Origin of the sequence: Mesorhizobium sp. M1078 (genome assembly GCF_040318615.1) — a bacterium.
Classification (GTDB): domain Bacteria; phylum Pseudomonadota; class Alphaproteobacteria; order Rhizobiales; family Rhizobiaceae; genus Mesorhizobium.
This window is the reverse complement of the sequence record NZ_JAMYMP010000043.1, coordinates 1-13,030: the sequence shown is the minus strand read 5'-3', so window position 1 is coordinate 13,030 and position 13,030 is coordinate 1. Positions and strand designations below refer to the sequence as shown.

The window sequence follows — 13,030 nt, the reverse complement described above, 5'->3', positions numbered from 1 at the left end:
ATTCGCGATGGTTGCCTGACTGGCAGCCCTTCACGCTATAGAGGTACTGGAATGAGGTGTGCGGGTCGCATCTGAAGATCGATCTCGCTTTTCCAGGCGTCGCAGACCGCCCGACGAAGGGACGCCGGGCAAACCATGCCGTTGAAACCTCACATCCAGCTGTCGCCCCTCAGCCGGCTTGCCGACCGCGGCAGCCATTCGGGAAGCAGGTTGCGGACTGCGTCCCAAGGCCCGTTGAAGCTCTTGGTCCGCGCCAGGCGCCGCCATACCCGTAGCCGTTCCGGCAGCGCCATCAGGCGCAGGGAACGCTTCAGGATCGCCTCGGCGCTGTCGAACTCGCCGAACACCTCGTTGAGCAGGATGTCGGGATATCCTTCGTAGAATTCCTCGTTCGCGGGCGCGCCATTCCCACGCAGCGGTGTGACTGGCGGGATCGCCACGGCTCTGGCGTAGAGCGCCTCCAGGCTTTCGATCCAATTCGGCGTGGTGTGCAGCCGCTTGACATTGGCAGCCGTCTCATCGCCCCGCCGACGCAGCGCCTGCGGGTCGGCGAGCCAGTCCGCCAGGATGCGGTTGTACTCCGCCATCGAGGTGGCGAAGCCAATGGTAGGCGCCAGCCCAGGCATATCGGTGCTCATGACGTTGGCATCCAACGGATAGGGAAACAGCGTCGCGCAGGGCGCGCCCAGCCCGCCGGCTTCCAGCATCGAGGTAATCGATACAAAGGGGTAAGAGTCGAGATAGATGTCCGCTGCCTCGAAGCTGAGCGAAGGATCGGGCGTCTCCGGCCGCCCAATGATCCGCCCGCCGGTCGCCGCTATGGCGTCTTGCCAGTCGGCCGGCTCGCCCGGCCCGACGACCAACAACCGCGCATCGGATCGGGCCAGCAGTGCCTCGACATGCATGTCGGCGAACGACACCCCGCCCATCGTCCGGTATTTCACGCCGCGCGCGACCGAAACCAGAAGCGGTCCGTCGACCGGGATGCCGAGCTTGTGGCGCGCCTCGGCCCGGCTGTGCTTGCGGATCGGCGGATCGATTTGGATCGGCAGGATGGCGTGACGCTTAGCCGGGATCCCACGCCGTTCCACCACCAGACGCTGGCCCGAGACGCGCGAACTGGCGATCAGGTCGCACACACAGAGACCGACCCAGAAGGCATGGTCGGCATGGTTGACCAGCACCACGGGCGGTCGGTTGCGCTCGTCGGCGAAGGCTATACTGGGCGTCGGGTCCTCGTTGCTGACGTGCAGGACGACCAGGTCGAAATTGAGCGACACCTTGCGGAGCGCGCTGGCCCATTCCACCGGTCCGCCGCGTGTTGCGCCGATTACGTGGATATGTCCGCCACGATCCTCCACGGCCTGGCGCACCGAGGCCGGCGGCTTCCCCGGATGGCGCAACAGCGCCAGGGAGTGATGACGCCCCTCGTCGGCGACGATCCAGCGGCGCATCATCCGCGTCAAACCGCCGACTTCGCTCAAGGCGGTGGCCACATGCAGCACGCGGCCGATCTTCGTTCGCGCTGGTCGCGCAGTTTCGGCCTTCGGGGCGAGTGTCCGTCGCGCGATCTCGATCAGGATTTGCTCAAGCGGCTCGGACCGATAAAAGCCGCAATGCCGCTTGCGTGCAAGCGTGACCGCCGCCTCTACATAGGCCGCCGCGGAGTTGAGGTCGTCAGCCTCCAGACAGCGCTCCGCCTCAAAACGAAGGCTTTGAAACTCTTCATAGTTGTGACGCATACGCGCCACCTCGGAATCGGAGCGCACGGCTTCAAATCGCATCGTCTCCGGCATCCTTCCCCCCACGGTCGCAGCCTGCCCTAAACTTGTTATACCGAGTGGCGAACGCTTGCCAAGCGACAAGGCAGGTTACATAGAACTGTAACCGACCGCTGCTATCGCTTCAGCGGCGCACCAAGGATCATATCCGATTTGCAGGCGATGGCACGAGACAGACAACTCCAGGGGGAAGCGATGCCGATTTCGGACAGTGTGGTGCTGCGTGGCGAGGTCGTCATCCACCACCCCAATATGGTGAACCTCTACGGCTGCGAGGTCGGTAACGGCTCGCGCATCGGCGCCTTCGTCGAAATCCAGAAGAATTCCTCGGTCGGCGAGCGCTGCAAGATCTCCTCGCACACCTTCATCTGCGAGGGCGTAACCATCAAGGACGAGGTCTTCATCGGCCACGGGGTGATGTTCACCAACGACCGTCTTCCCCGAGCCACCAACCCGGACGGGAGCGCCCAGAATGAAGCCGACTGGAAAATTGAGCTGACCCTGGTCAAGAAGGGCGCCTCCATCGGCTCCAACGTGACCATCACCCCGGGCGTGACGATCGGAGAACGGGCCCTGATCGGCGCTGGCGCCGTCGTCACCCGTGACATCCCCGACTTCGCGATCGCTGCCGGCGTGCCAGCCCGTGTGGTCGGAGACGTAAGGACCGCAAAGACTGGCTGACGCCCCCTCTCGGCGCCCTCTCGGCACGGCTTCGTACACCGAATTGCGATCTTTGGTGTATTCGGAGAGATCATTTGAGGTAGATCCGGCGCCCTGCCTCGCCTGGCTGGATGATCCTGATGGGGTCTTGATGACCCAACGGCCATGGTGACCGCACCGCTTCGCAGCTTCAAACTGCATTGTGAAGAGGTCGAGGTGGCACGGCATTGAGCGATCGGCGCATCCCTTCTCAACCAACGACAAGCTCCAACAAGCCTCCAAGACTCCGGTGGCAGGGGCGGAGCGAAGGGTAGTCAATATGATCAATATCGGCATCATCGGTTACGGCTATTGGGGGCCGAACCTCCTGCGCAACTTCATGGAGATCCCCGATGCCCGGGTCCGCGTGGTCGCCGACCTGGACCCCAAGAAGCGCGAGTTGGTGAACCGTCGCTATCCGGGTCTCCAGACCACCAGGGACGTCCAGGCCCTGTTCCAAGATCCCGAGATCGACGCCATCGCCGTGGCGACGCCGGTCAATAGCCACTTCGAACTGGGCATGTCTGCGCTAAAGGCCGGCAAGCATCTCTGGCTCGAGAAGCCTATGACCGAAACCTCGCTACAGGCCAGGATGCTGGTTAATGAAGCGGACAAGCGCGGGTTGACCCTGATTGTCGATCACACCTTCATCTATACCGGTGCAGTCCGGAAGATGCGCGACATCGTCGCCGCCGGCGACCTCGGCCAGATCTATTATTACGACGCCACCCGGGTGAACCTGGGCCTCTTTCAGAAGGACGTAAACGTCATATCCGACCTGGCGGTCCACGACTTCGCGATCATCGACCGTCTGTTCGAAGAGCATCCGACCGCCGTTTCGGCCAGCGGTATCAACCACTTCCCCGGCACCCCGGAAAATTTGGCCTACATTTCGCTGTTTTACGACTCTGGCATGATGGCGCACATCAACGTGAGTTGGCTAGCTCCGGTGAAGGTGCGTAACATACTGGTCGGCGGCTCCAACAAGATGATCACCTACGACGATCTGGAGCCGTCCGAGAAGGTCAAGGTTTACGACAAGGGCGTCTCCTTCACCGACGACCCGGCCAAGATCCACGAGATGCGCGTCGGCTACCGGACGGGCGACATGTGGGCGCCCAAGCTCGACTCCACCGAGGCCCTGCGTATCGCCGGCCAGGAGTGGATCGACTGCATCGTCGAAAAGAGGGTTCCCATCGCAGATGGCCGGCTTGGCCTGCGCGTGGTGGAGATCATCGAAGCCGCCACCAGTTCCATGCGCGGGCGTGGCGAAACCGTGCACCTGCGACGCAAAGATGCAGCCTAATATGATCCCGTTCGTAGATCTGAAAGCCCAGTACACCACGATCAAGCTCGAGGTAGATGCCGCCATTCAGCGCACTTTGGAGAGCTGTCAGTTTACCCTGGGCGCTGACGTCGCTGAATTCGAAAAGGAATTCGCCGCCTATTCGCAAGCGGCGTTCGGCGTCGGCGTCAATACCGGCACCAGCGCCCTGCACCTGGGCCTGCTGGCCGCCGGGATTGGACCGGGCGACGAGGTGATCACCTCCCCCTTCACCTTCGTGGCGACGGTTGCGGCCATTTACTACACAGGCGCGACCCCCGTGCTCGTCGATATCGATCCTGCGACCTACACCATCGACCCGGCCCAGATCGAAGCTGCGGTCACGCCGGCCACCAAGGCGATCATCCCGATCCACCTCTACGGCCAGCCCGCCGACATGGATCCGATCATGGCCATCGCCCGGATGCACGGCCTGATGGTGCTGGAGGACGCTTGCCAGGCCCACGGCGCGGAATACAAGGGCAAGCGCGTGGGGGCCATCGGCGACATGGCAGCTTTCAGCTTCTATCCCGGCAAGAACCTCGGCGCCTATGGCGAGGGCGGGATGCTGACGACCAACATCGCCGACCACAACCGTGCGGTTCGCATGCTGCGAGACTGGGGCGCCGAGCGGAAGTACCATCACGAAGTCAAAGGCTATAACTATCGCCTGGAAGGCCTTCAGGGCGCTGTCCTGCGTGTGAAGCTCAAACATCTGGACCGATGGACCGAGCAGCGACGCGCCACGGCCGCCCGCTATGACGCCATGTTCGCCGGCATCGGGCTGTCGACCCCGTTCGTCCGCGACGATGTGCGCCACGTCTACCACATCTACGCCGTGCGTACGCCCGACCGCGCTCGCTGGGGGGAGGCGCTGAACGCTCAAGGCATCCAGTCGGGTATCCACTATCCCATTCCGGTTCACCTGCTGCCCGCCTACGCCGATCTCGGCTACAAGCAGGGCCAGTTCCCGCACGCCGAAAAGGCCGCCGCCGAGGTTCTCTCCCTACCTATGTTCCCGGAGTTGACGGAGCAGCAGCAGGACGCGGTCGTGGCCGCGGTCATCGAATTGCAAGCAAGCGTTGAGCGGGCCCCACACAACCGGAAACACGCCTCGAACCGATGACAGGGAATACGATGAAACTTGAAGGCTCTCGCATCCTGGTGACCGGCGGCTGTGGTCTGGTCGGCTCGACCACCATCGACCTGCTGCTGAAGGAGCACGCGCCGGAAAAAATAGTGATCCTCGACAACCTGGTCCGCGGCAGCCTGCAAAACGTCAAGGACGCGCTGCAAGACCCGCGCATCGAACTCGTCGAAGGCGACATTCGCGACGTGGCAACTGTCCACCGGGCCACCGACGGAATGGACGCCGTCATCCACATGGCAACCCTGAGGGTCATCGCCTGCGCCGCCGAGCCGCGCGAAGCCCTGGGCGTCATGTGCGACGGCAGCTACAACGTCATTGAGGCCGCCCAGGCTAAGGGCGTGAAGAAGATCTGCGCGGCCTCCTCGGCCTCGGTCTACGGCCTGGCCGACCTCTTCCCGACAGAAGAGAGCCACCACCCGTACAACAACCGCACCTGGTACGGCGCCAGCAAGGTCATGCTGGAAGGCCTTTTGCGCTCGTTCAATGACATGTACGGCCTTCCCTACGTGGCTTTGCGCTATTTCAACGTGTACGGCCCGCGCATGGACCTGCATGGTAAGTATACCGAGGTTCTAATCCGCTGGATGGACCGCATCGACGCCGGCCAGCCGCCGCTGATTCTCGGCGACGGTTCCACCACCATGGACTTCGTCTATATCGAGGACATCGCCCGAGCGAACATCCTGTCCCTGCTTTCTGACGTGGAGGACGATGTGTTCAACGTCGCCAGCGGCGTGGAGACCAGCCTGAACGACCTGGCCGCCTCACTCCTGCGCGTGATGGACTCCGACCTTCAGCCGGAGTACGGGCCCGAGCGCAAAGTGAACCCCGTCTCGCGGCGCCTTGCCGACACGTCCAAGGCGGAAAAGATGCTGGGCTTCAAGGCGAGCATCGACCTCGATGAGGGCCTCACCCGCCTGGTCGACTGGTGGCGAGCCAAACGCGGGCAGGTGACCTGACGAACCGCTCGCGCGACGACGAAATCTTTCCTGATAGGCTTGCCCCTACATGGCAGAAGCGTGCGATCCTTGACATGGGCGCGCCCCGCGGCGTCACCCTCACCCGCCGCCCATCGCGACGTAGAATGTGCAGTCGCTCCACATGGCGTAAATGAACGCCGCCAGCTTGCGCGCTATCGCAGGCCTAGCGATGGCAAGAGCGTTGCCGATCTCCAGGCCCCAGCTCTTGATCTTGTCCTTGCCTTGAAGCGCGTCATCCGTCCCGACACCCGCCTCGGAGAGCGCGCGCCGCACGTCGGCGTCGCCAGCCTTTGAGATAGGGACCTCGAACATCGATCGAAGTGCCCGAGTGCCTGGGCCGCGAGACTAGGCCGAAGTAGGCGGCGAGTGCCTGAGCGACGAATGCGCGTCGGGTCCTCGATCGCTGTCATGAAGAAGTTGCCGTCACCGGGCTGACGCCGCGGATCGCCATAAAGCGCCAGCATGCCTCGCAGCGCGCGACGGTCCTCATGACCAGATCATGCAGCCGGCAGTACTGTCGCCACAGCGCGCGCGGGCCGGTGAGCATGTCATCTATCAACTCGGCCGCAGCCTGCGCACCGCCTGCGCGAAGGCGCCGCCTCCGACCTTGCCCCATGCGGATGCCGAACGACTTTAACGAGTGGCGGACGGCGTTCTCCAGATAGAGCAGCTTGGCTTTCAGCTTCGCCGGTGCCTTAGCAGCAGGTGCGTTCGGTTGCACCTTTCCGACTTGATATAGCCCCAGCGGGACCAGCAAGTGCGCAGGATTTTGGCGACGCCGACGCGTCGGTCTTGTTGAGCTGCGTGCGAAAGCGGAAGCCAAGCCGCAGTCCCCCAACGCCGAATGGCGCCGTCTGTCTTTGGCTCATATTGGGACACCCTTGGTTTGGCACCGCAATTGCTTCTAAGGCTTTGTCGTGGCGCGAGGGCGCTGCTTCCTGGTTGGCGAAGCAACAGGGCGAGGTAGGCAATGCGCATCCTAGTGGGACCTGCTAAACGAGAAGGTGTTTCTCGAACGATTTTCCATCGACCGTTGGGCGATGCCGATATCAGATCCGAAACGGGGGCGGTCATCATGTCGATAGATGCCGGCGGCATTTATGCAAGCGGTTCGCAATACCGGTACCAGATTGAGTTGACGCTTGATGAACTTGAGGTGCTTGCGAGCCGTCTGGCAATGAGATCCAACTAGAATACTTGGCCGCGCCAGCTCCCCTGGCGCAACGAATCAGCTGTTCTAGCTTCGCCGGACCTGAAGGAACTGTCGGCCGGCGCATGCGGTTCTAGCTATTTCTATTTGGCTGGTAGCATCTTTCTGTTGGATTTTCACCAACGACGGCCGATTCATCATTGGCCCTTTTGCGCGAGCTGCCAGGCTAGTGCACCGGACCGTACCGGACGTCGGTGGCACCGTTCGCTGTCCCGATGCCGCCGCCTGGTGCTCGTCAGCCAGATCACCGCACTCTGCACGCAAGATGGCACTGTTTGAAGAATGGGTTATGGCCAGAGCGGCGCCGACGCGGCTTCCGGCGGCAAGCCGCCGTCACCTAGCGAACCGCCAGCGCAAGCGGCGCCAGCGCCCGCAACGGTGCCTGGCGTCACCCTTCACTCAGCCGGCGCCGCACCCACCTGCCCCACGACATCCTGATGCAGTTCGGCGGGAACCCCACTGATCCGGGCGGCATTGTCGTCGAGGTCGTAGCGGCCGTAAGCGGGCGTTGATGACGTCTGCCCTGGCCACATCCGCGATCACGGCACGTTTATTGTCGTCTGAAGTCATAACAGAAAATCGGCTCTGCCAGACTTGAGGGATGAAATCACAAGATCAGAGCGCGTCATTAAGTCCGGCTATAAATCCACCGGCAGAGATTGCGACTGAAGCCGCACCCGCTCTTCAGCACTGTAGCTGACCGCACCGCCTACCTTGGTCTCAACCGCGCTGTCACACGGTTTTCGTTCATTCGCATGGTTACGGAGATTGGCATGATCGCATACTCTCATCTCATCCGGCGTCGTCTCCCTCACAAAGCAGCGCCGGTAAGGCTCGGCGCCCTTCTTTTCGTTCCCTGTGTGTGTCCAAAGGAGGTCGCCGGGCTTGCCGTTGCTCGGGTGGTTGCTCCTGATGGCTGGGCTTGGCGCCGTGGCCCTACCTCTTCCTTCCGGGTAAGGCCAGCGACGCGCTTGCCAGCCGGCTCGGCATGTAGGATTATAGTCCTTGTTGCGGCGAAGCCCCATGACCAGATAGGCATGGAAACCAAAAAGCTCTTGTTGCGTTCGGCGCACTAAAAGGTCGGGAGGTGTGCGATGAGCACCTTTTTACCGCTTTTCGTTAAGCTGGTAGACCGGAAATCAATGACGGTTTCCTCCATCTGTGAGGCCGAGGAAGCGCTGCTGGGGCAGTGGCCAAATAAGGAAGCGGCGGCCTATAGGAATGCGTGCCGATTAATTGCGGAGGCCAAGGATGGAAGCTGCAGTCCGGCCGTAGCATTTGCGGCGTTCAAGGCCGCCGCTATCGACCAGCGCTTGCTGCAGCCGGCCAAGACGGAGTCCCGCCCTCGGCATATCGGGCAACGTGCCATAAACCATCGTGATGATGAACCGCCGTCCCCTAGTATCAAATAGGGACCGACACAGGGGATCTCGCTTGGTGGCGCGCCGGTGGGCTCGCACCGACCGGCGAGGTGGTGCGAGCCCGGCCGAGTCTTGCGGGACCTCGACCAGCAGCGAACACCCACTCGCTGCCGTTCTATCAACAAGCCCCCAAATTTCAGGCTCCCCTAATGTACAAAAAAGCCCACCACCGTTCAGATAGTGGGCAGCTTTGGGAAGACACTGAAATGGGAACAGTGCGACCGCCCGAAGTGTTTCGAGCCTACAATGTTCCAAGGGGATTCACAGTGCGGGCGTTTCTATGAAGGCATGGACACGGTTTCCGATGATACCGGTCAGGCCTCAGGGAGCCCCGCCAGGACTTGTGGCCCGCCCGTTACCCCCCGCAACAAGCTGCTGGGCCGCCCTATGTACCGCCGAGGCGAAAAAAGCCGCTGCGCGAGATGGTCAACTAGCGCCAGTGAACTGCGCGAACTAATTACGCGCAAAACGCATAGGCGGCGGGTTTTTTGTCTGTCCGGGGAACAGCGTCAGGCGGGTGAGTTGGGTGGTGCTGCGTCTCCCGCTGCCAACCGATGTCGATGGTTGAGGCCCGCGCTGTGCTTTACAGGCTGGCGCGGGCGGCCCCGTTAGGTCCATCGAACTTAGCGATCCACCTGGTTCGGGTCGCCCCCGTTTAGGTCTTAGATCTGCCAGGTCCGCACTACGTCGCCCAAAGACTTCGCCGGCTGCGAATGGCCGGCTCCGAAACCGGAAATCAGCCTCTTGGGTGCAACAAACACGTCAACTCGGCGTTGCGGGATGAGCGAAGGAGGAATCGATATGGCCGACGACAAGAGCAAGCGGGATTTTCGCGATCGGGACCGTGTCTCGGCCGATGAGGATTATGAAGTTGAATATTTCGCAACAAAGACCGGCATCACACCCCAGCAGGTCAAAGAGCTGATCGCGAAGCACGGCAACCAACGCGAGACGTTGGAGCGAGAAGCGAAGGCTCTGCGGAAATAATGACCAGGCTATCGGATCTCGGCAGACCAATAATTGGGCACCGACATGAAGGCCCACCCGCGAGCGAGCTCGATCATTTCATGCCTTGCCCTGTTTGCGGCCAACAGATCGATATGCGCGACTTTCGCCAGGTCGCTTATCATGCCGATCCGGATCACGATCAGCCTCTCGAACTAGACGCTTAGGCACACAAGTGCCAAAATACCACGTTGAGGAAATGGACGGCGATACCGTGACGGCTACCCACATCGTCCACGCGACAACGCCGATCAGGGCGGCGCGGGAAGCGACAGAGCGCGACGTCACTCTGCGCACCAGCGAGCCATATGGATCAGGGTTGCCGACGAAAAGCGCGGCCACATATTCGAATACAGTTTGAGCCTGTAGCTGACGATCCAACTCGGCTGGCTGAGTTTTTGGATGGCATACAATGCCGTCGACCTCGATACGCAAGTTCGACTATGACCCCAGCACCAGGGTTCTCTCGGTTTGGTTTGTAGCGAGCGGGAAGCATTACGAGTTTTTGGACGTACCTGCTGAGGCCTTTGCCGCGTTCAAAGCTGCCTTTGCCAAGGGCGTCTATTTTAACAGCCACATCCGCAATCGTTATGCATTCCGGCTCGCGGCAGGGCGCTGACATCTGGAGCCGCCGGGCTTGTTCAGGGATGGCCCGCGCTTGCTTCCGAGCGCGGGCCGACCATGATGAGTGAGGGGCCATCTTGGTCACCGGCAGGACCGCTGAGAACGCGAGCGGGGTGTGACCGAACAGCCGGCTGACGCAAAAAGGCCGAAGGGCGCAATTAGCATGGACTTAATTAGGTCCGGATCATTTTAACGAATCGTTGACCGCGCTGTCCCAGAATAGGACGGCGCGGTCAAACCCCAACCTTGGCTGCGCAGGCGGCTTCGGCACTCAGTTCCACCCCCGAGCTGTCGGAGCCGCCACCCACCCACACTTATGCCAGCAATGGTTGAATCAACCGTTACTGCACGTGCTTTCCATGGCGCTTCCCTGATCGTTAGACTTTGACGGAACAAACAGGGGATTCACAGGTTGGGCGTTTCGAGACTCGGCCGATGGAAACGATCTTCGATGACATCGGCAACGGCCTCAGAGCGCCCGCACAGACGCATGGCGCCCTGTATGCGCCTTCGCATCGACATGGCCGGCAAGCTGTTTCTTGGCGTGGCAATGGCCTGGGCCTTCGCGGTCGCGGGTTAGTCCCGACCTATCGGTTCGGGCAGTCCGTAGCCAAAGCGTTGTAGAGCACCAAACACGCCAGCAACGAAATGACGCTGCCCAGCAGGTCGCCTAGGGTCAGGCGGGAAAAATAGACAAGATCGAACGCCAGTACCGCCATCGCTCCAGCCAATCATGATTCGGGACACTGCCGACATTAACCGTTAGTCGGCGCTAATGTTCTGGTCTGGATAACCTGTTCAATCTTTTGGTTGAACTTGCGCCATTCGCCAACGATCCAAAGTTGGGCGAAGCAATCAAGCTTGCGAATGAATACGCCTCCGGAGACGTCCCCATTGGCCAAGAGGTTTTCGAGGCCATCGGAGCGTCGCGGAAAGAAATGATAGAGAGTTGGCGAAAGAGGCGGAACGCTATCCGGTCTGGCAAGCTCGCTCGCACACCACGCAACGTCATCCAAAGTACCGCGAGGAATAGGAATGGCTCAGGTTCGCAAGCACCCTGCCCTCCGGTGAAGTTCGCTGGCTGGCAGGCTACTTCGATGCCGGCGGCAATCGCCGCGCCAAGCAGTTGGACAAGCGCAAGGATGCCGACGCCTATCTGGTAGAGTGCAACGTGACCTGCAGCTCGGCGTTCATGTCGCAGACAGCACCTCGATCACGACCAAAGAGGCATCGAAGCTGTGGCTGGAACGATGCGACGCCGAAGGCTTGGAGCGCTCTACGCGCGATGCCTACGCCCAACACGTCAACATCCACATCGTGCCGCTGATCGGCGCCAGAAAGCTCTCGCAGTTCAACACGCCGCACGCCCACGCCTTCGCTGACGAACTAGCGAAGGATCGATCGCTTGCCATGGTCAAGCGCGTTGTGCGTTCGCTCGGCGCGATCTTCGTTGAAGCAGGCGGCGTGGCTTGGCGGCGACAATCCGCTGTCGGACGCCAAGGTGAAGACGAACGATCGGCGAAAGTTGAAGCGGCCCGAGATCCCGACCAAACCCGAGTTGCGGACGATACTGGCCGCCGCCCAAGGCAAGCACCGCGCCCTGATAGTCAGGCGCTATTTAGCGGCTTGCGCGCCTCCGAACTGCGTGCCTCAGATGGAACGCCGTCGACCTGAAGCGCGGCCTCCTCACCGTGAAAGGTCGCGTGGGCGCAAATTTCGGGCTTCCATGTGCTGCTCTTGTGATTCCGATGCTCACGCACCGGCTCTTGATCGCGCAGCGACTGCGGTGGGGAAGCGCTCTTGATATGGCGGCATAGTCGGGATAACCGTCCCGGCAAATGCCGTCTTCAGCATCTGTCCAAAGCTTGTAGGCACATGTCATGTTGAATCCATTCGACGATAATGACGAACTGATGTCCCAGAACTTCCGCGAGATTTATCAGGTCGCACAGTCGATGGAGTTCTTCACGGCATACGCGGCGCATGAGCCGAGTGCGATCCATGATTTGGTCAGGGACGTTGCGAGACGTGTGTCGGATGGGCTTGGCCCTATGGGATCGAGAAAAATCAGATAGCGACGCGCCGCCTGGCTGAGGCCTGGATAAGCAAGATGCCCCACCGGAATCAGCCGGTGGGGCTCTTAGAACAGCCCACTTAGGGACTAGGTGAAGGGGCTGTTCGGCCGTATGACCCGGGGAGGATCACATGTGCAATTTGCCGCCATCCTTTGCCCGGCACATCGGCCGAACAGATGAGCTGCTCGGATTGCAAGGCTGCCGGCCGCGACCGCCGGCTTCCCGTTGATGCCGTCAGTTTGGTCGACTTGCAGCACATGGGATGCGCGGGCAGGTTGTCGGCCAGAGTCTTTTGGGGGCGCCGCAGCGAAGGATTCTATTCCTCACTGGACCTGGACGGCAAGGGTTGTTCGGCCAAGCTGCCTTCGCGGTGGTGCATCGCATCGGAGATCACCTCATAGACGCTGCCGACCTCCTCGTTGATCTCGTCGGCACCGATTCCCTCACGCTCCGCAGATTTCATCATTGCGTCAGCGAGGTCGCTAACCGCCACTGGATCATCAGTCATTGCGTTGGGCAGGTGCTCTGCCATCCACCGATCGAGAAAGTTGATGCCGCGTGTGCTCATCAGCCGATAAGTTCAAAGCGCATATTAGGTTCCACTACTTGACCCCAGAGACGGCCGCACCAGACTCCATTGCATGGTGGTCTCAAGATGGGCGATGAGGTGGCGATCGACGCCACCATTATTCGACGCGTCACTGACGACAGGATCAGCGTGTCGATACCGACCTACGGATTTCCGCATTCCGTTCGGGATA

General features: G+C 61.2%; 13 protein-coding genes. 8 read left to right on the top strand and 5 right to left on the bottom strand.

Going from position 1 to position 13,030, the window contains the following annotated elements:
* Positions 1–149: 149 nt before the first annotated feature.
* Positions 150–1,784, bottom strand: coding sequence for a glycosyltransferase family protein (locus tag NKH38_RS29880; protein ID WP_352765063.1), 1,635 nt, complete (start codon positions 1,782–1,784; stop codon positions 150–152).
* A gap of 192 nt (positions 1,785–1,976) precedes the next feature.
* Here NKH38_RS29880 and NKH38_RS29875 point away from each other — a divergent pair, with 192 nt between their 5' ends.
* The 4 genes from NKH38_RS29875 (at position 1,977) to NKH38_RS29860 (ending at position 5,913) form a co-directional block, all read left to right on the top strand.
* On the top strand, positions 1,977–2,462 hold the full coding sequence (locus tag NKH38_RS29875) for an acyltransferase (protein ID WP_352446673.1): 486 nt from the start codon (positions 1,977–1,979) through the stop codon (positions 2,460–2,462).
* 298 nt (positions 2,463–2,760) lie between these two features.
* Entirely contained in the window at positions 2,761–3,786 is a 1,026-nt protein-coding gene (locus NKH38_RS29870) for a Gfo/Idh/MocA family protein (protein ID WP_352446672.1), read from the top strand.
* Between the two features lies 1 nt (position 3,787).
* Complete coding sequence (locus NKH38_RS29865) at positions 3,788–4,930, top strand: DegT/DnrJ/EryC1/StrS family aminotransferase (protein ID WP_352765061.1); 1,143 nt, start codon at positions 3,788–3,790, stop codon at positions 4,928–4,930.
* A gap of 11 nt (positions 4,931–4,941) precedes the next feature.
* On the top strand, positions 4,942–5,913 hold the full coding sequence (locus NKH38_RS29860; protein WP_352446670.1) for an NAD-dependent epimerase/dehydratase family protein: 972 nt from the start codon (positions 4,942–4,944) through the stop codon (positions 5,911–5,913).
* A gap of 99 nt (positions 5,914–6,012) precedes the next feature.
* Here the strand turns inward: NKH38_RS29860 and NKH38_RS29855 are convergent, their stop codons facing one another.
* Positions 6,013–6,246, bottom strand: coding sequence for a hypothetical protein (locus NKH38_RS29855; protein WP_023697367.1), 234 nt, complete (start codon positions 6,244–6,246; stop codon positions 6,013–6,015).
* 94 nt (positions 6,247–6,340) lie between these two features.
* A complete protein-coding gene (locus NKH38_RS29850) occupies positions 6,341–6,691 on the bottom strand; it encodes a hypothetical protein (RefSeq protein WP_352765058.1) in 351 nt (116 codons plus the stop codon).
* A gap of 1,547 nt (positions 6,692–8,238) precedes the next feature.
* Here NKH38_RS29850 and NKH38_RS29845 point away from each other — a divergent pair.
* The 3 genes from NKH38_RS29845 to NKH38_RS29835 all read left to right on the top strand — a co-directional run bounded on the left by NKH38_RS29845 (position 8,239) and on the right by NKH38_RS29835 (position 10,189).
* On the top strand, positions 8,239–8,556 hold the full coding sequence (locus NKH38_RS29845) for a DUF982 domain-containing protein (RefSeq protein WP_352904722.1): 318 nt from the start codon (positions 8,239–8,241) through the stop codon (positions 8,554–8,556).
* Between the two features lie 810 nt (positions 8,557–9,366).
* The gene (locus tag NKH38_RS29840; protein WP_023815822.1) at positions 9,367–9,552 is read left to right on the top strand and encodes a DUF3606 domain-containing protein; all 186 of its coding nucleotides are present in this window, start codon (positions 9,367–9,369) and stop codon (positions 9,550–9,552) included.
* 430 nt (positions 9,553–9,982) lie between these two features.
* Positions 9,983–10,189, top strand: a complete 207-nt coding sequence (locus NKH38_RS29835) for a KTSC domain-containing protein (protein ID WP_352765707.1) — start codon at positions 9,983–9,985, stop codon at positions 10,187–10,189.
* Positions 10,190–10,781: 592 nt separating this feature from the next.
* Here NKH38_RS29835 and NKH38_RS29830 read toward each other — a convergent pair.
* On the bottom strand, positions 10,782–10,913 hold the full coding sequence (locus tag NKH38_RS29830; RefSeq protein WP_352765708.1) for a hypothetical protein: 132 nt from the start codon (positions 10,911–10,913) through the stop codon (positions 10,782–10,784).
* A gap of 445 nt (positions 10,914–11,358) precedes the next feature.
* On the opposite strand from NKH38_RS29830, the gene NKH38_RS29825 reads away from it, so the two are divergent.
* Positions 11,359–11,868 carry a tyrosine-type recombinase/integrase gene (locus NKH38_RS29825; protein ID WP_352765710.1) on the top strand — a complete coding sequence of 170 codons (510 nt, stop codon included), beginning with the start codon at positions 11,359–11,361 and terminating at the stop codon, positions 11,866–11,868.
* Positions 11,869–12,585: 717 nt separating this feature from the next.
* On the opposite strand, the gene NKH38_RS29820 is transcribed toward NKH38_RS29825, so the two are convergent.
* The gene (locus NKH38_RS29820; RefSeq protein WP_352765712.1) at positions 12,586–12,837 is read right to left on the bottom strand and encodes a DUF768 domain-containing protein; all 252 of its coding nucleotides are present in this window, start codon (positions 12,835–12,837) and stop codon (positions 12,586–12,588) included.
* Between the last annotated feature and the right edge of the window lie 193 nt (positions 12,838–13,030).